Below are 16,281 nucleotides of genomic sequence, written 5' to 3' on the forward strand. Positions count from 1 at the left end.
GTGTTGGATCGGAATTGGAGAAGCATGAAAGGTGGGTGTGAAGGGTGCCAATCATGAGCGCCCCTGGCCCTCGCGTCGGGCCGCCGGGGCGGTCCAGCGCCTGAACAAGGCGCTGGCATTCACGCCGCCAAAGCCGAAGCCATTGGAGATCGCGTACTCCATCTCCATTGGCCGGGGCTCGTTTGCGACGAAGTCGATGCCGTCGGCGGCCGGATCGGGAGCGCTCAGATTGAGTGTCGGCGGTGCCATCTGGTCCCTGAGCGCCAGGATCGCGAAGATGGCTCCAAGCCCGCCGGCCGCGCCCAGCAGGTGTCCGGTCGCCGATTTGGTTGCGCTGACGGCTATCGCGAAATCGCGGCCGAACACGCTCTTGATCGCTTCGATCTCGCCCAGGTCGCCGACTGGCGTGGAGGTCGCATGCGCATTGAGATGACGAACCTCGTGCGGCGAAATCCCCGCTTGCGCAATCGCTATCTCCATGGCCCTGCGCGCGCCGCTGCCGTCTTCGGGACCAGAAGTGACGTGATGAGCATCCGCCGTCGTGCCGTAGCCGACGAGCTCGGCGAGCGGTGTTGCGCCGCGTGCCAGCGCGTGGCTCAACGCCTCGATGACCAGCACGCCGGCTCCTTCGCCCATGACGAAGCCGTCCCGCGATATGTCGAAGGGACGCGAGGCTTGAGCCGGCGCCCAATTGAAGCCGGTTGAAAGAGAGCGTGCCGCAGCAAACCCACCGAGACTGACGACGTTCATGCATGCTTCCGTGCCGCCGCAAACGGCAATATCAGCCTCGTTCGCGCGGATGAGACGGGCCGCGTCGCCGATCGCCTGGATGCCGGCCGCACACGCCGTCACTGGTGCGCCCAATGGACCTTTGAAGCCATGACGGATTGAGATCTGGCCTGCTGCGAGGTTCACCAGGAAGGACGGCACCGTAAAAGGCGACAGGCGGCGGGCGCCACGCAGGTCGACCGTGCGCACGGCTTCTGTGATGGCGGGGAACCCGCCGACCCCCGAAGCGATGATCGTTGCCGTGCGCAGGCGGTCCGTTTCCAAGGCAGGCTTCCATTTCGCCTGTGCAAGCGCCTCTTCCGCCGCGGCCAGCGCAAAGAGAATGAACCGATCCACCTTGCGCTGATCTTTTGCGGACAGGACGCCATCAGGATCGAAGCCAGCGTCGGGGTCTTCTTCCAGGGAGGGAACCACGCCGCCAATCTTCGCCGGCAGGTCTCCCACCATATCGTCCGGAAGCCTACGAATGCCCGAACGGCCGGCCAGCAGGCGCGACCATGACGCTTCAACATTGGCGCCAAGGGGCGTGACTGCTCCCATGCCTGTAACAACAATCCGTCGCATCTATTTTCCTATCAAATTGGGTGCAGCGCCGGCACTGCGCACGCCGCTCAAGCGCCAGCTGTTTCGCGAACCTGATCGCTCGCCGCATCCAGAAAGGCCTGCGCGAGGTCAGGATCGTTGACGACCCGCGAGAGGAGCGCCGCACCGACCATTGTCGAGAGAATGGCCATGGCCTTCCTATCGGACTGCTCGCCATTGGCCTCGGCAATGAAACGGCCGAGGATCTCCAGATGCTCGTTGATGCCTGCTTCGAACGACGCTTTCACGTCCTGGCCCTGTCTGGCGGCATCCGAACCGAGTGCCACGATCGGGCATCCGTCCATCCTCTCTCCGCGATGGCCCATGCTGAGATAGAAGGAGATCACTGCTTCGAGCGGATGCTCAGGGTTTGCCGCGGTTGCGGCCGACCATCGGTGGGTGGCGCTCTCCATTGCCCGCCTGGACGCTTGAGCTGCCAAGTCCTCCTTTGACTCGAATTGCTTGTAAAAGGCGCCCTGTGTCAGCCCGGCACCCTTCATCAGATCCTTGAGGCCGATGCCGTCAAAGCCGCGCTCCCGAAAAAGCCGGCTTGCCACATTGATCACGGTTTCGCGGTTTTCCGCGGCCTGACTACGACTCACACGCATCGTCAATTTCCTTTTAGATTGCATTCGTAATCTATAATCGATATAGAGGGTGAATGCAATCTATTTTGAGATGAGGCGACCAGCGTGAAAAAGAGAACCGTTATCGTATTGGGATCGACCCTGACGGCGATGTCATGGGCGGCGGCATTCGCCACGTTTGCTACTCCTGCGCAGGAAGCCCCTTTGGTGACCGACCCGAGGCAGGAAGCACCATTCGTCAGACTGGTGTCGGCAGCGCCGGTGACCGGATCAGAACGCGGCTTCACCGGCATCATCGGGGCGAGGGTGCAGAGCAATCTCGGCTTTCGGGTTCCCGGCAAGATCGTGGAACGGCTGGTGGACGTCGGTCAGAATGTCAAAGCCGGTCAGCCGCTGATGCGGATTGACGATACCGATCTGCGCCTTGCGCTTTCGGCGAAGCGCAACGCCGTTGCCGCAGCGCGTGCAACCGTCGTTCAGACACAGCCGGATGAACGGCGATACGCCAGCTTGCTCGGCAGTGGGTGGGTCACACCCCAGCGCTACGAACAGGCAAAGGCTGCGATGGATACCGCCGAGGCGCAACTCGCCGCCGCCGAGGCCGACGCACGGGTCGCCGAAAACGAAGCGGCCTATGCAGTCCTTTTGGCGGACGCGGATGGAATGGTGGTTGAAACGCTCGGCGAGCCTGGGCAGGTCGTCGCTGCCGGCCAGCCAATCATCCGGATCGCCAAAGCCGGCCCCCGCGAAGCGGTGGTCACGCTTCCCGAAACGATCCGGCCGGCGATCGGCTCTGCGGCCGAGGCCAGCGTGTATGGTGGCGATGAGCGTCGCTACTCAGCGCATCTGCGGCAGTTGTCGGACTCCGCCGATGCCCAGACCCGCACCTATGAGGCCCGCTATGTGCTCGACGGCGAGGCTGCCGCGGCACCGCTTGGCGCGACGGTAACCATTCGGCTTGCAAGCCAGGTGAAGCAGCCGGAGGTTCAGGTGCCACTGGGAGCCGTGCTCGATGATGGCCGGAAGACCGGCGTTTGGGTGTTGGATAGCGCCACCTCGACCGTACACTTTCAGCCCGTCCAGCTTGTTCGTGTAACCAGCGAGACCGCTGTGATCTCAGGATTGAATTCCAACGTTCCCATTGTGTCGCTCGGCGCCCACCTCCTGCAGGAGGGCGCTCTCGTCCGGACTGCGTCCGAAAGCGGGAACAAATGATGAGCTTCAATCTGTCCGCGATCGCCGTTCGCGAACGCGCCGTCACCCTGTTCTTCATCCTCTTGCTGGTGGCTGCCGGTGCCTACGCCTTCCTCATGCTCGGCCGGGCCGAGGACCCGAGCTTCACCATCAAGACCATGACGGTTACGACGGCATGGCCGGGCGCGACGGCGCGCGAGATGCAGGATCTCGTCGCCGAACCGTTGGAGAAGCGGCTTCAGGAATTGACCTGGTACGACAGGGTCGAGACGACCGCACGGCCAGGGTATGCGTATATGACGGTCACGCTGAAGGACAGCACACCGTCATCCGTCGTGCAGGAGGAGTTCTACCAGGCTCGCAAGAAACTCGGGGATGAAGCCCGCAACCTGCCGCCCGGCGTCTTCGGCCCCTTCGTCAACGACGAGTATTCGGATGTGAGCTTCGCCCTTTATGCGCTGAAGGCCAAAGGCATGCCGATGCGGGAGCTCGCGAGGCAGGCGGAGGTGATCCGCCAGGACCTCCTGCACGTGCCCGGCGTCAAGAAGATCAACATCCTTGGTGAACGTCCCGAACAGATATTCGTGGAGTTTTCCTATGCCAAGCTGGCAACCCTCGGCGTGTCGGCACAGGACATCGTCTCCGCCTTGCAGCGGCAGAACACCGTCACGCCCGCAGGCTCGATCGACACAATGGGGCCGCGGCTCTTCATTCGGGTCGATGGCGCTTATGACAGCGTTCAGGCGATCGCCGACACGCCTATTGTCGCTGCGGGGCGGACGTTGAAGCTCTCCGACATTGCCGAGGTCAGCCGCGGCTATGAGGACCCTCCCACATACCTCATCCGGCGTCAGGGCGAGCCCACCATCATGCTCGCGGCGGTTATGCAGAAGGGCTGGGATGGACGCGCGCTCGGCAAGGCACTTGAGGACAAGACTGCCGCGATCGCACAAACACTGCCGCTCGGCATGACGCTCGACAAGGTAAGCGACCAAGCCGTCAACATCACCTCGGCGGTCGACGAATTCATGTTGAAATTCGCGATGGCGCTCGGCGTCGTGCTGCTGATCAGCCTGATCAGCATGGGATGGCGTGTCGGAATCGTCGTGGCGGCTGCCGTCCCTCTGACGCTCGCCGTCGTGTTCCTCATCATGCTGGAAACCGGCCGGTTCTTCGATCGCATCACGCTCGGCGCCCTCATTCTGGCGCTTGGTCTTCTCGTGGACGACGCCATCATCGCCATCGAGGTGATGGTGGTGAAGATGGAAGAGGGCATGGACCGCATCAAGGCGGCGGCCTATGCATGGAGCCACACTGCGGCGCCGATGCTATCGGGAACTCTGGTGACGATCGCGGGCTTCGTGCCGGTGGGTTTTGCGCGCTCGACGGCCGGCGAATACGCCGGCAACATTTTTTGGGTCGTGGGGTTCGCCCTCATCGTCTCATGGGTCGTGGCGGTGGTCTTCACGCCCTATCTCGGCGTCAAAATGCTGCCCGCGATCAAACCGGTCGAAGGCGGTCACCACGCCATTTACAACACGCCTAACTATCGACGTTTGCGGCGGCTCATCACCTTTGCCGTGCGGCATAAATTTGTAACCTGCGGTATCGTCGGCATCGCCTTCGCGCTTTCCGTCGTCGGTATGGGGGGCATCAAACAGCAGTTCTTTCCGACATCCGACCGCCCCGAAGTGTTGGTGGAGGTTCGCCTGCCGGAAGGTGCCAGCATCGAGACGACAACCGCCGCGGTCGAGAAGCTCGAACATTGGTTGGATAGCCAGCCCGAGGCCAAGATCGTGACGAGCTATGTCGGTCAGGGCGCTCCGCGCTTCTTCTTCGCGATGGCACCGGAACTGCCTGATCCTGCCTTCGCGAAGATCGTCGTGCTGACCCCGGACGCCGAAGCGCGTGAGGCGTTGAAGCACCGGCTCCGGGAGGCCGTGGCGCAGGGGCTTGCGCCCGAGGCGTATGTCCGCGTTACGCAACTCGTGTTCGGCCCTTACACGCCGTTCCCGGTCGAGTTCCGGGTCATGGGACCCGATTCCACGCAACTCTACGGCATTTCCGAAAAGGCCCTCGACATCATGCGGGGCGTCCCGGACGTGCGACAGGCCAACCGCGACTGGGGCAATCGCACGCCCGTACTTCGCTTCGTCCCGGATCAGGATCGACTAAACCTTATCGGCCTCTCGCCGGCGGAGGTGGCACAGCAACTGCAATTCCTCCTCACCGGCATCCCCGTTACGCAGGTTCGCGAGGATATCCGCAATGTCCCCATCGTGGCACGCAGCGCCGGCGGTGAGCGGCTGGATCCGGCGCGTCTGGCGGATTTCTCACTCGTGAGCCGAGACGGCCGCTCGATTCCGCTCGACCAGATCGGGCATTCGGAAATCCGTCAGGAAGAGCCAATCCTGAAGCGCCGCGATCGCACGCCCGTTGTCACGATCCGCGCGGACATCAATGAGGCGACGCAGCCTCCGGAGGTCTCCAAGCAGATCATGAAGGCCCTTCAGCCTTTGATTGCGTCACTTCCGGCCGGCTATCACATCGAAATGGGCGGATCGATCGAAGAGGCGGAAAAGGCCAATACCGCCCTGGCTAAAGTCTTCCCGGCCATGATAGCCGCCATGCTGATCGTCATCATGCTGCAGGTGCGATCCTTCTCAACGATGTTCATGGTCGTGCTGACAGCACCGCTTGGCCTTGTCGGCGTCGTGCCGATGCTGCTCACCTTCCACCAGCCCTTCGGCTTCAACGCCATTCTGGGCATGATAGGGCTGGCCGGCATCCTGATGCGCAACACGCTGATCCTGACTGAACAGATCAAGGAAAACCGCGCTGCCGGCATTGACGACTATCACGCCGTCATCGAGGCCACCGTGCAACGCACCCGGCCCGTCATTTTGACCGCACTTGCCGCCGTGCTGGCCTTCATCCCCCTCACGCACTCCGTCTTCTGGGGTTCAATGGCCTATACACTGATCGGCGGCACGGCGGCCGGCACGGTGTTGATCCTGCTCTTCCTCCCCGCGCTCTACACTGCGTGGTTCCGAATCAAGCCGACTGCGGATGAGGTCCCGACTGCGGATGAAATCAATGAGGTTTCGACGGAGGAACTGGAAATGCGACCAGTTATGGCTGCTGAGTAGGGCACCGTTGCCGAGCCTCGTTTGTCTGCACGGGGCGCTGGCGGGTTCGTGTGTCGATGCTAGTGAGAGCAATCAGTATGGCCAACGGTAGCGGATGCCCACGTAACCGATTGATATTATTGACCAAATGGTAGCGGGAGAGGGATACTTTAATCGTTATAATTCAGATGTTTATGTCGGAAGTACCGTGAATCTTTGCGGTATTCCGCCACACGGCAACCCGTGATCGGCGGAGTTCTTACACTGCGGCGAGACCCATTTGCATCGCCGCCTTGTGAAGTTAGATTCCCGCTACAAATCGGTGCGCCGCTGTCGGCATTGCCGAGAATTAGCCCAGACAATTTGATCTGTGGCACCGCTGCTGATTTTCTTTGGAGTTCTGCATGACCAAGCTACGTGGCATCATACGCTCAGAACCTGGGAAACATCGGTTGCATTTCCATCTGTTCCAAATTTGCATCTATCTGGACGCATTGAGCACGGCCATTGCCCTCAATGAGAAAATCCGCCGCTTTGAGGTTTGCATTATAGGCAGCGACCTCTTCGGCGTGAAGATCGAGATACCTATGCCGCTTGAAGAAGGCGCGGTAGCTCATGCCATTGCCGACCGAAACCCCGTGGCGATCGAAATGAGGATCACTGATAACGACATGGGAAGACAGGCCGCTAATATGGCTGCCTTGGGATTAAAGAAAAAATCCACCAATGGTTTTCAAGGAACGCCATACTTCTTCGCCAGCGTTTTCGTGATGTTTTGGGACCTATACGTGGATGATCTCAAAGCAATCCTTGGCAAAGATTACTATACGCAATGGCCACCAATCTTGAATTTTGCCCGAGTGATACGCAATGCCTGCGCCCATGGCGGCCGCGTGTATTTCACGAATATGACCGCAGCATCGGTTCATTGGCACCATTACCAACTATCACCAACCGACAATGGTCGTGTGATCATCGGCGATGAATTTCACGTTTCCGATGTCATGATTCTTCTGTTTGAAATCAGCGATGAGATGGATCGGCTCGGCATTCCCAATCGCTAACTTTTCGTATCTCCCAAGACACTCGACGAGCGTATTTGGTCACGCGCTTAGAAGGGCGCCTATTTCCCTGTTCAAACGCCCGCTGGAAGAGTGAGTGCCGCCGCAGCACTCACTTGACGAAGCCCGGCTACCACCACCGTTTTAGGTGCGATCAAGGGCTGGCGTCCTAAGCCCCTGTAAGCACGTAATTTCACGTTTCTGCGGGACCTAGAGGCACTGCGGGATGCGTCGAAGTTTACGGTATCGGACGTTTGCTCGATACCGTAATTTGATACCGTAAATACCGTAGTTGCAAATTTTCGGGTGTTCGAGACGCGAAAACCAAGGTCCTAGAAATCAAATGAAATCAATGGCTTACCCCTGCCGCGCAAGCGAGCCACGGGGAATGTGGTAGCCGCCGTAAGCCAAAAAAGCCTTTAAAATCAACGGCTTAGTGAGACTGGTAGCGGGAGAGGGACTTGAACCCCCGACCCCAGGATTATGATTCCCGTGCTCTAACCAACTGAGCTACCCCGCCAGGGCGGCGAAAGGCCCGAAATCCGCCTCAAATCGAAAGGCATGTCGGGGGCGTTCGCCAAGGTCGCGCGGATATAAGGTTGGGAGGGTGAGCCTGTCAAGCTTCGAAGCAACCGGCTTGCCGGCTTATCGTCATTATCGAAAAGCTTTGCCGCGCAGACATTTGGTTGCTGCCGCCGGGGTTGAGTTCGAAGGGGCACGTCGCTATGTCTCGGCCACGAGTTTTTAGAGTTTGAAACAGATGAAGCCGCGCATTGCAGTCCTCGGTTGCGGATACTGGGGCAGCAACCACATCCGCACCCTCAAGGCGCTCGGCGCGCTGCACGCGGTCTCCGACACCAACCGGGCCCGTGCCGAAGGCTTCGCCAGCGAGCAGGACTGCCTGGCGATCGAGCCGGACCAGTTGTTCGTCCGTGACGATATCGACGCCATCGTCATGGCACTGCCGCCGCAATTCCATGCCGACCTTGCCGTGCGTGCCGTCGAGAGCGGCAAGGACGTGCTGGTCGAAAAGCCGATCGCGCTGACGGTCGCCGACGCCGAGCGTGCGGTGCAGGCGGCCAAGGACAATGGCCGCGTCTTCATGGTCGGCCATGTGCTGCGGTTCCATCCCGCCTTCGAGACGCTGAAAGAGCTGATCGACAAGGGCGAACTCGGCGAAGTCCGCTACATCCACTCGCATCGGCTCGGCCTCGGCAAGTTCCACACCGAGAACGACGCGCTGTGGGACCTGGCGCCGCACGATCTGTCGATGATCCTGGCGATCACCGGCACAGAGCCGATCGAGGTTCGCGGCGAGGGGGCCGCCCTGCTCGACAATCTCAGCGACTTCGCGCATCTGCACATGCGTTTTCCCAACGGTCTGCGCAGCCATCTCTTCACCTCGCGTCTCAATCCCTATCGCGAGCGGCGGCTGACCGTGGTCGGCACCAAGGCGATGGCGGTGTTCGACGACGTCGAGCCATGGGAACGCAAGCTTGCCGTCTACCGCCACGCGGTGTGGCAGGACAGTGGCCAATGGGCTTTTACCACCAATGAGCCGTCCTATGTCGCGGTCGCCCAGGGCATGCCGCTGACGCGTGAGCTGGAGCACTTCATCCAGTGCATCGAGACGCGTGCCGAGCCGCGCACCAGCGGCGAGGAAGCGATCAGGGTGCTGCGCATCCTGACCGCTGGCACGGTCACCCACACCAAATCCTGAGACTCCGAGAGGACGGAGCCCCTATTCGGCGGGAATCTGCGCCGGCCTGGCGGCCAGCCGGGTCAGCATGGCCTCGGCCTCGGCGCCGCGCTCCGAGCGCTCGATGAAACCGCCGCCGAACACGCGGGCCTCGTTGCCGTCGTCGGAATAGAGCACGCAGGCCTGTCCCGGCGCGATGCCGGACTCGCCGTCGACCAGTTCCACCCATGTGGCGCCGGCACGATGATGCAGCACGGCCGGGCGCGGCGGTCGCGTCGAGCGAACCTTGGCGAACAGCTCCAGGCCGCCGGCGGGGACGTCTGTGAGCGGTCCGTCGCCCAGCCAGTTCATGTTGCGCAGATAGATCTTGTGCGTCTCCAGCGCCTCGCGCGGGCCGACCACGACGCGGGCGCGATCGGCATCGAGATGGACGACATAAAGCGGCTCGCCGGAAGCGATGCCGATGCCGCGGCGCTGGCCGATCGTGTAGCGCAGGATGCCCTCATGGCGGCCGAGCACGCGGCCGTCGATGTGGACGATGTCGCCCGGATTGGCGGCGGTCGGCTTCAGCTTGGCGATGATGTCGGAATATTTGCCCTGCGGCACGAAGCAGATGTCCTGGCTGTCCTGCTTGGCGGCGACCGTCAGCCCCATCTCCTCGGCAATGGCGCGAACCGCGGGCTTCGGCAGGCCGCCGAGCGGAAAGCGCAGATAGTCGATCTGCGCCTGCGTGGTGGCGAACAGGAAATAGCTCTGGTCACGGTCGGCATCGACCGGCCGGTAGAGCGCGCGGTGGGCGCCGTTGGCGCCGGAGCGGATATAGTGGCCGGTGGCCAGCGCGTCGGCGCCAAGCTCCTTGGCGGTGGCCAGCAGGTCGGCGAACTTCACCGTCTGGTTGCAGGAAACGCAGGGGATCGGCGTCTCGCCCGCGACGTAGCTCTCGGCGAAGGGATCAATCACCGCCTTGCGGAAGCGCTCCTCGTAGTCGAGCACGTAATGGGGGATGCCGAGCGTCTCGGAGACACGGCGGGCATCGTCGATGTCCTGCCCCGCGCAGCATGAGCCGGCCCGGTGCGTCGCCGCGCCATGGTCGTAGAGCTGCAAGGTGACGCCGACGACATCGTAGCCCTCGCGCTTCAGCAGGCCGGCGACGACCGATGAATCGACACCGCCCGACATGGCAACGACGATGCGGGTGTTTTCGGGACGTCCGGGGAGATCGAGACTGTTCATGGTGCTTTCGTTCTGCGCGGCGCCTCAATGCCAATGTCGAGAATATAGGTCAAGCTTTGCGGTCGCGCCAGCGCACAGGGCGATTCACCGGTTGCGGCCGAGCCCGCAAAGAGATGCAATTTTCCCCGGCAAATCAGGCTTGCCGGGGAGATGTTTCAAATGCCTGCGAAAAGACTAACGCGGCGTTCATGATCCTTACCTAGTCATTAGGGTCTGCTTAGGCAATTTTTAAAGCTGTGGCGGTAACGTGGCGGGGATTGGGTCTTTGAGTTTTTTGTAGAGAGTACGATGACCGATCTGGTTAGACCGAGAGTCAAGTATGTTATCGGGCCTGACGGCAGCCCTCTTACGATTGCCGATCTGCCGCCGACCAATACACGTCGCTGGGTTATCCGGCGTAAGGCGGAAGTGGTTGCGGCAGTGCGCGGCGGGCTTTTGAGCCTGGACGAGGCATGCCAACGCTATAAGCTCACCACCGAGGAATTCCTGTCCTGGCAGGCGTCGATCGACGAATATGGCCTTGCCGGGCTGCGCACGACGCGCATCCAGCAATACCGGCACTGACAGTTGTGCATTTAGACGAAGGGCGCGGGTAATCCGCGCCCTTCGTGTTTTCCAAAACGCTTTTTTCTGGAAGCGAGCCTTCTGGCGCTCAGACGGTCAGTGCAACCTTGCCGATCGGCTTGGTGGCGAGGAAGGCGTGAGCGGCCCCCGCCTGCTCGAGCGGGAAGCTCTTTGCCACATGGACGGTGAGCTTGTTGGCATCGATCAACCGAGCCAGTTCCAGCAGGCCCTCCCGGTCGGGCACGACGGACATACGCTCGACCCGGATATCGCGCGCCCCGGCCTGCGCCCTGGTGGCGTCGCTGACATCGAGCAATGACACGAGCACGCCGCCACGTTTGAGGACCTTCAGCGAACGTTCGGCGTGGTCGCCGCCCATTGGGTCCAACACCAGGTCGATGTCGCGAACCTGGTCGGTAAAATCGCCCCTGGTGTAGTCGACGACCTCATCGGCGCCGAGTTTGCGGACGAAATCGAGCTTGGTCGGGCTGGCTGTGGCGACGACGTAAGCGCCGTGCGCCTTGGCGATCTGTACCGCGAGATGGCCGACGCCGCCGGCTGCGGCGTGAATCAGCACGCGCTGGCCCGATTTCAGCCCGCCATGGCGGACGAGGCCTTGCCAGGCGGTCAGGCCGGCCAATGGCAGGGCGCCTGCCTGGAGGTGGTCGGCGCCTTTCGGTTTCAGTACGATTTCATCGGCAGGAACCGCAGTCAGTTCGGCATAGGCGGCCGCCTGCTTGGGAAAGCGGGGCATGCCGAACACCTCGTCGCCGACCCGGAAGCCGGAAACTCCGGCGCCCAGCGCTTCGACAGTTCCCGAGATATCCCAACCCAGTATGAAGGGCGGCTCGCCGAGCAACGGGTAGTAACCGGCTCGGACGGCGCCATCGACCGGATTGATGCCGGCCGCCTTGACGCGGACCAGCACTTCGCTGGCCTTTGGCGTCGGGTCGGGCCGATTGGCAATGACAAGGACGTCGGGTCCGCCGACGGAATTCTGAATAGCGGCACGCATTGGGATATCTCCTGCTTGGTTTTCGCCACTATCATTTGGATAGTAATAGTCTCTTGTCCAGTATGTACCCAAATGATATATACGCACCTCATGGATAGTGAAGACGACCGCGGTTTCGGCTATGACGCTTTCCGGCGGACGTGCCCCTCGCACACCGTGCTGGAGATGCTGGCCAGCAAATGGGTCTATCTGGTGGTTTGCGCGCTGCGCAAAGGCCGGCTGCGCAATGGCGAGCTTGCCCGCAAGCTCGAAGGCATCACGCCGAAGATGCTGACGCAGACGCTGCGCGTGCTCGAGCGCGACGGACTGGTGCGGCGCGAGATCTTCCCGGTCATCCCGCCGCGTGTCGAATATGAATTGACCGAGCTCGGCCAGAACCTGGCGGGACTGCTTACCCAGATCAGATCATGGGCCGAGCAGCATGCACCGGATATCAAGGATGCCCGTGCAAGGGCAATTGCCGATGGTGAAGGGGGATTGGGCCGCCTAGGGCGGTTTTCAGTTCTCTTGGCGGCCTTCCCGCCAAAGGCTGGAAGCCGAGCTCATGCACTCGCCGGGTGGCAAGCGATTATGTCGCGAACAGGCCGGCTTCAGCCGATCATGGCGCTGCGGCCGCCGATTTCGGCTTCGCGGATCTTGGTGTCACGCGATTCCAGCATTTCCGCCTTGGAAAGCTCCGCTTCAGCTTCGCCGAGTAATGATTCGGCAGTGCTTCGCTGTTGCGCGAGGTCGCTTTGCGAATTTCTGAGGTTGTCGCGGCGCAAACGTGCCGCCTTGGCGAAGGTCGGATAGGCGAAATGGTTGATGTCGGTGATGCCGGCCTTCTTTTCTTCGGCGGTGATCTGAAGCTCCAGCTCGACGGCCATGCGTTCGAACTCGGCGATCATCATGTCGAGCTGCAGCAGCTGCCGCCGCTTCTCATTCACCTGAAACTGTTTCAGCCGAACGAGGTTTTCACGTGACTTCATGATTCGTACTCCCGGAAACGCACACCCGCACTTATCGTCCAAACCGCCTGGAAGAGCCCAGGCCGCACCCGTGTCCACCGTCTTTCCCCGAACTATGGGAAACAAAACCCTAAAGTTTTTTGCCGGCGGTAACCATTCGTTTACGGGCATTGTTAATCATACGGGTCAGGACTTAAGGCCGGGTAAAAATTCGGCCGCCGATGCGGAAGCGACGTCGATGAGTCCCTGGAGTCACTTAGTCCAGATTGTTGATGTGTTGCATTAGGAATTTGGTTCTGGATTCGTTATTAGATTCAAGAGGGTGTAGAAAGAGGTTAAAAAATCTGGTACCGTCGTGGACGGGAAATTAGGTTTTGTTAACCATTTGATGGCAGCCTCTGCACAAGGCAACCACTGCTCCGGGTCCGGACGGGTCGTGAAATGGTCCGGCAGCAGAAAAGGGGAATGAAATGCGTGTTCTGCTGATAGAAGATGACAGTGCAACCGCACAAAGCATCGAACTGATGCTGAAATCGGAAAGTTTCAACGTCTACACGACCGATCTCGGTGAAGAGGGCGTCGATCTAGGCAAGCTCTACGATTACGACATCATCCTTCTCGATCTCAACCTGCCTGACATGTCGGGCTACGAGGTCTTGAGAACGCTTCGCCTTTCCAAGGTAAAGACGCCGATCCTCATCCTCTCCGGCATGGCCGGCATCGAGGACAAGGTGCGCGGCCTCGGCTTCGGCGCCGACGACTACATGACCAAGCCGTTCCACAAGGATGAGCTGGTTGCCCGCATTCATGCCATCGTGCGGCGCTCCAAGGGACATGCCCAGTCGGTCATCACCACCGGCGACCTGGTGGTCAACCTCGATGCCAAGACCGTCGAAGTCGGCGGCCAGCGCGTACACCTGACCGGCAAGGAATACCAGATGCTGGAGCTGCTCTCGCTGCGCAAGGGCACGACGCTGACCAAGGAAATGTTCCTCAACCACCTTTATGGCGGCATGGACGAGCCTGAACTCAAGATCATCGACGTCTTCATCTGCAAGCTGCGCAAGAAGCTCGACGCGGCATCCGGCGGCCAGAATTATATCGAGACGGTCTGGGGTCGCGGCTATGTGCTGCGCGAACCGGAAGACATCCGCGTCAGCGCCTGAGCGACGAACACGTTCGAACAAAAAACCCGGCCTCGGCCGGGTTTTCGCATTTTAGCTGATAACTATTTGTTTTTACGCACTTTTGGACGGAAGGCGCGTCACGCGCTTTTCCTGGAATTGCTCAACGCCGCCGAATCAGGTGCGATCTTCAAGGTGCGAAAACGCTCGAGCAGTTGCGGCCGGTTGAATGGCTTCAAGAGATAGCCCTGGGCGCCGGCGCGCTTGGCCCGCATGATCGAGGCGATATCGAGCTCGACCAGTGAAATCAGGATTTGCGGCCTTATCGGGCTCTCCATGGCGCGCACGCGCCGGATGAAATCGACCGCCGGCACATCGGGCAAGGCGCCATCGACGACGATGATGTCGGGCATGTCGGCGGCGCACATCTCCAGCGCGTCAAGTCCGCTGGCTGCCTCGATGACAATCATTTCGGAGCCGCCCAGGATGCGTTTTGCAACCTTCCTGATGACGCTTGAATCGTCGACGAACATGCAGCGTTTCATTTCCGGTCCTCTTCGCCTTCTGGCAATCCGGTAGCGTCGGGGGCATCCAGACGCACCATAGGCCAATCTGGTAAAGAAGCCGAAAAGGCGTTAGGTAAAATTTTTACAAAGATGGCGGCTGCTTGCTTTCATTCGCGAATGCTTCGACGCTGCCCAGGCGACCAAACGCATTTCATGTCGTTGGGCCGGAATTACAGATTTCGATGTAAAAATACTTCGATTGCTCGATTGCGCTATCAAGCCGCCGAAAGCACGATTTCTTCCGGCGTCGCGTGGATCGATATCGTCATGCCGGCCTCGCGTGCCAGAAGCAGCGTGTAATAGGGCTGCACGGAATGCGCGTCGATCGGTTCCTCCGGCTTGTGGCCGGAATGCAGTTCGAGGAATTTCGGCGGCACACGCAGCATCGGGCCAGCCGCAGCAAGCGCGAAACGCGGCTCGGTCTCGAGGTTTTCCAGCGTTACCGAAAGCTTGCCGCCGCGCGGAATGGCGGCGTTGGCGACGAGGATCAGGTTGAGCAGCAGCTTGACCTTGTTCTTGGGCAGCAGTGCCCGGGTCCCGTTCCAGGTCAGTTCCGGCTTTTCGTTCTTCAGGAAGGCGATGGCGACCGCTTCGGCATCGCCGGTATCGATCAGCATGCCGGCCGAGCCGGCGGCGCCGAAGGCGATGCGGGCGAACTGCAGGCGGGCCGAAGCGTTGCGGGCGCTCTGACGGATCAGCTTCATGGCGTCTTCGTCGGCGCCGCCTTCATCGAGGAGTTCGAGCCCATTGTTGATCGCGCCGACCGGCGAGATGATGTCGTGGCAGACCCGACTGCACAAAAGCGCTGCCAGATCGGGTGCGGAAAGGGTGAACAGTTCGGCCATCGGCGAAAATCCCTGCAAAATTTCACTACTCATGGCCTAGCGATCGATCGTCGCCTGCCCACGCGAATCACGCTCTCTCCTCGGGCTTTCTGAATACACAGCACCCGTGCGTGCAGCAACAAATCCAAAATTGTGGATGTGGCAAATGACGTGTTCACGCAGGCTGCCGACCCACTTGAGCGACCCCAAACAGCCTTCGAACCGCCATGTTCATGTGGGAGCTTAATGGTTGAAAAAGGATTACGGCATAGTTTGCCCGTAACAGTTACCCTTAACGGCCGGCTAAAAGAGCCGTACGGGGTGCGAGGCGTCGGCGAAGGTGCTCCCTGACGGAGATTGGAAGCATGTTTTCCCGATACTACGACCGGAGCTTTCTCCGTGTCTTCTCAATGGCGGTCACGCTCCTGGGCGTTCTCGTCTTCTCGACTTCAGCCCTGCGGGCCCAGGAATACACCGCTCAGGAGATTGTCGATTCCGGTCACAAGTTCTTCGGCGCGACATCAGGCGGGCTCGCCACGGTTGTCGAGAAGATTTTTGCTTCCTACGGCCTGCCCAACGGCTATCTGCTGGGCGAAGAGGGCTCGGGCGCGCTGATCGGCGGCCTGACCTACGGCGAAGGCACGCTCTACACCAAGAATGCCGGCGATCACAAAGTGTTCTGGCAAGGCCCGTCGCTCGGCTGGGATTTCGGCGGCGAGGGGTCGCGGGTGATGATGCTGGTCTACAATCTCGACGATGTGGGCAGCCTCTACAACCGCTATGGCGGCGTCGCCGGGTCGGCCTATGTGGTGGCTGGTGTCGGCTTCAACGTGCTGAAGAACAACAATGTGATTTTGGTGCCGATCCGCACCGGTGTCGGTGCCCGGCTTGGCGTCAATCTCGGCTATCTGAAGCTTACCGAGCGCGCCACCTGGAATCCGTTCTGAGTTAAAGGTCTTTGGCCCATG

14 protein-coding genes, 1 tRNA gene and 1 pseudogene are annotated in these 16,281 nt (G+C 60.7%); 8 read left to right on the forward strand and 8 right to left on the reverse strand.

Annotated features, from left to right (window positions below):
* Positions 1–51: 51 nt before the first annotated feature.
* Both fabF and HB777_02495 read right to left on the reverse strand, forming a co-directional pair.
* The gene (fabF, locus tag HB777_02490) at positions 52–1,353 is read right to left on the reverse strand and encodes a beta-ketoacyl-ACP synthase II (GenBank protein QND62893.1); all 1,302 of its coding nucleotides are present in this window, start codon (positions 1,351–1,353) and stop codon (positions 52–54) included.
* A gap of 47 nt (positions 1,354–1,400) precedes the next feature.
* On the reverse strand, positions 1,401–1,979 hold the full coding sequence (locus tag HB777_02495) for a TetR/AcrR family transcriptional regulator (GenBank protein QND68625.1): 579 nt from the start codon (positions 1,977–1,979) through the stop codon (positions 1,401–1,403).
* An 84-nt stretch (positions 1,980–2,063) separates the two neighbouring features.
* Here HB777_02495 and HB777_02500 point away from each other — a divergent pair, with 84 nt between their 5' ends.
* From HB777_02500 to HB777_02510, 3 genes are all read left to right on the forward strand, one after another.
* Positions 2,064–3,173 (forward strand): efflux RND transporter periplasmic adaptor subunit, encoded by a 1,110-nt coding sequence (locus HB777_02500; protein QND62894.1) that lies wholly within the window; start codon positions 2,064–2,066, stop codon positions 3,171–3,173.
* Positions 3,173–6,301 (forward strand): efflux RND transporter permease subunit, encoded by a 3,129-nt coding sequence (locus tag HB777_02505; protein QND62895.1) that lies wholly within the window; start codon positions 3,173–3,175, stop codon positions 6,299–6,301. Before HB777_02500 ends, HB777_02505 begins: the two co-directional genes overlap by 1 nt.
* Before the next feature lie 383 nt (positions 6,302–6,684).
* On the forward strand, positions 6,685–7,344 hold the full coding sequence (locus HB777_02510; GenBank protein ID QND62896.1) for a hypothetical protein: 660 nt from the start codon (positions 6,685–6,687) through the stop codon (positions 7,342–7,344).
* Between the two features lie 440 nt (positions 7,345–7,784).
* On the opposite strand, the gene HB777_02515 is transcribed toward HB777_02510, so the two are convergent.
* Positions 7,785–7,861 (reverse strand) — tRNA-Met (locus HB777_02515).
* A gap of 240 nt (positions 7,862–8,101) precedes the next feature.
* Here HB777_02515 and HB777_02520 point away from each other — a divergent pair.
* Positions 8,102–9,061: a Gfo/Idh/MocA family oxidoreductase gene (locus HB777_02520; protein QND62897.1), complete on the forward strand. Its 960-nt coding sequence runs from the start codon at positions 8,102–8,104 to the stop codon at positions 9,059–9,061.
* Between the two features lie 21 nt (positions 9,062–9,082).
* Here the strand turns inward: HB777_02520 and mnmA are convergent, their stop codons facing one another.
* On the reverse strand, positions 9,083–10,273 hold the full coding sequence (gene mnmA, locus HB777_02525) for a tRNA 2-thiouridine(34) synthase MnmA (GenBank protein QND62898.1): 1,191 nt from the start codon (positions 10,271–10,273) through the stop codon (positions 9,083–9,085).
* Between the two features lie 288 nt (positions 10,274–10,561).
* On the opposite strand from mnmA, the gene HB777_02530 reads away from it, so the two are divergent.
* A complete protein-coding gene (locus tag HB777_02530) occupies positions 10,562–10,837 on the forward strand; it encodes a DUF1153 domain-containing protein (protein QND62899.1) in 276 nt (91 codons plus the stop codon).
* 88 nt (positions 10,838–10,925) lie between these two features.
* Here the strand turns inward: HB777_02530 and HB777_02535 are convergent, their stop codons facing one another.
* Entirely contained in the window at positions 10,926–11,852 is a 927-nt protein-coding gene (locus tag HB777_02535; protein ID QND62900.1) for an NADP-dependent oxidoreductase, read from the reverse strand.
* 90 nt (positions 11,853–11,942) lie between these two features.
* Between HB777_02535 and HB777_02540 the strand changes: the two are divergent.
* Positions 11,943–12,314, forward strand: a pseudogene (locus HB777_02540) (helix-turn-helix transcriptional regulator).
* A 128-nt stretch (positions 12,315–12,442) separates the two neighbouring features.
* Here HB777_02540 and HB777_02545 read toward each other — a convergent pair.
* Positions 12,443–12,820, reverse strand: coding sequence for a flagellar export protein FliJ (locus HB777_02545; protein ID QND68626.1), 378 nt, complete (start codon positions 12,818–12,820; stop codon positions 12,443–12,445).
* 449 nt (positions 12,821–13,269) lie between these two features.
* Here HB777_02545 and HB777_02550 point away from each other — a divergent pair, with 449 nt between their 5' ends.
* Entirely contained in the window at positions 13,270–13,965 is a 696-nt protein-coding gene (locus HB777_02550; GenBank protein QND62901.1) for a response regulator transcription factor, read from the forward strand.
* 98 nt (positions 13,966–14,063) lie between these two features.
* On the opposite strand, the gene HB777_02555 is transcribed toward HB777_02550, so the two are convergent.
* On the reverse strand, positions 14,064–14,468 hold the full coding sequence (locus tag HB777_02555) for a response regulator (GenBank protein ID QND62902.1): 405 nt from the start codon (positions 14,466–14,468) through the stop codon (positions 14,064–14,066).
* 236 nt (positions 14,469–14,704) lie between these two features.
* Entirely contained in the window at positions 14,705–15,334 is a 630-nt protein-coding gene (locus tag HB777_02560) for a histidine phosphotransferase (GenBank protein QND62903.1), read from the reverse strand.
* Between the two features lie 344 nt (positions 15,335–15,678).
* On the opposite strand from HB777_02560, the gene HB777_02565 reads away from it, so the two are divergent.
* Complete coding sequence (locus tag HB777_02565; GenBank protein QND62904.1) at positions 15,679–16,260, forward strand: DUF1134 domain-containing protein; 582 nt, start codon at positions 15,679–15,681, stop codon at positions 16,258–16,260.
* Positions 16,261–16,281: the final 21 nt, after the last annotated feature.

The organism is Mesorhizobium loti (genome assembly GCA_014189435.1).
Classification (GTDB): domain Bacteria; phylum Pseudomonadota; class Alphaproteobacteria; order Rhizobiales; family Rhizobiaceae; genus Mesorhizobium; species Mesorhizobium loti_G.

What these genes read in the sequence shown, in the direction of transcription:
- fabF (QND62893.1), bottom strand. Translation starts at nt 1,353, where the DNA reads ATGCGACGGATTGTTGTTACAGGCATGGGAGCAGTCACGCCCCTTGGC.
- HB777_02545 (QND68626.1), bottom strand. Translation starts at nt 12,820, where the DNA reads ATGAAGTCACGTGAAAACCTCGTTCGGCTGAAACAGTTTCAGGTGAAT.
- HB777_02535 (QND62900.1), bottom strand. Translation starts at nt 11,852, where the DNA reads ATGCGTGCCGCTATTCAGAATTCCGTCGGCGGACCCGACGTCCTTGTC.
- HB777_02555 (QND62902.1), bottom strand. Translation starts at nt 14,468, where the DNA reads ATGAAACGCTGCATGTTCGTCGACGATTCAAGCGTCATCAGGAAGGTT.
- HB777_02510 (QND62896.1), top strand. Translation starts at nt 6,685, where the DNA reads ATGACCAAGCTACGTGGCATCATACGCTCAGAACCTGGGAAACATCGG.
- HB777_02565 (QND62904.1), top strand. Translation starts at nt 15,679, where the DNA reads ATGTTTTCCCGATACTACGACCGGAGCTTTCTCCGTGTCTTCTCAATG.
- HB777_02520 (QND62897.1), top strand. Translation starts at nt 8,102, where the DNA reads ATGAAGCCGCGCATTGCAGTCCTCGGTTGCGGATACTGGGGCAGCAAC.
- HB777_02495 (QND68625.1), bottom strand. Translation starts at nt 1,979, where the DNA reads ATGCGTGTGAGTCGTAGTCAGGCCGCGGAAAACCGCGAAACCGTGATC.
- HB777_02560 (QND62903.1), bottom strand. Translation starts at nt 15,334, where the DNA reads ATGGCCGAACTGTTCACCCTTTCCGCACCCGATCTGGCAGCGCTTTTG.
- HB777_02530 (QND62899.1), top strand. Translation starts at nt 10,562, where the DNA reads ATGACCGATCTGGTTAGACCGAGAGTCAAGTATGTTATCGGGCCTGAC.
- mnmA (QND62898.1), bottom strand. Translation starts at nt 10,273, where the DNA reads ATGAACAGTCTCGATCTCCCCGGACGTCCCGAAAACACCCGCATCGTC.
- HB777_02550 (QND62901.1), top strand. Translation starts at nt 13,270, where the DNA reads ATGCGTGTTCTGCTGATAGAAGATGACAGTGCAACCGCACAAAGCATC.
- HB777_02505 (QND62895.1), top strand. Translation starts at nt 3,173, where the DNA reads ATGAGCTTCAATCTGTCCGCGATCGCCGTTCGCGAACGCGCCGTCACC.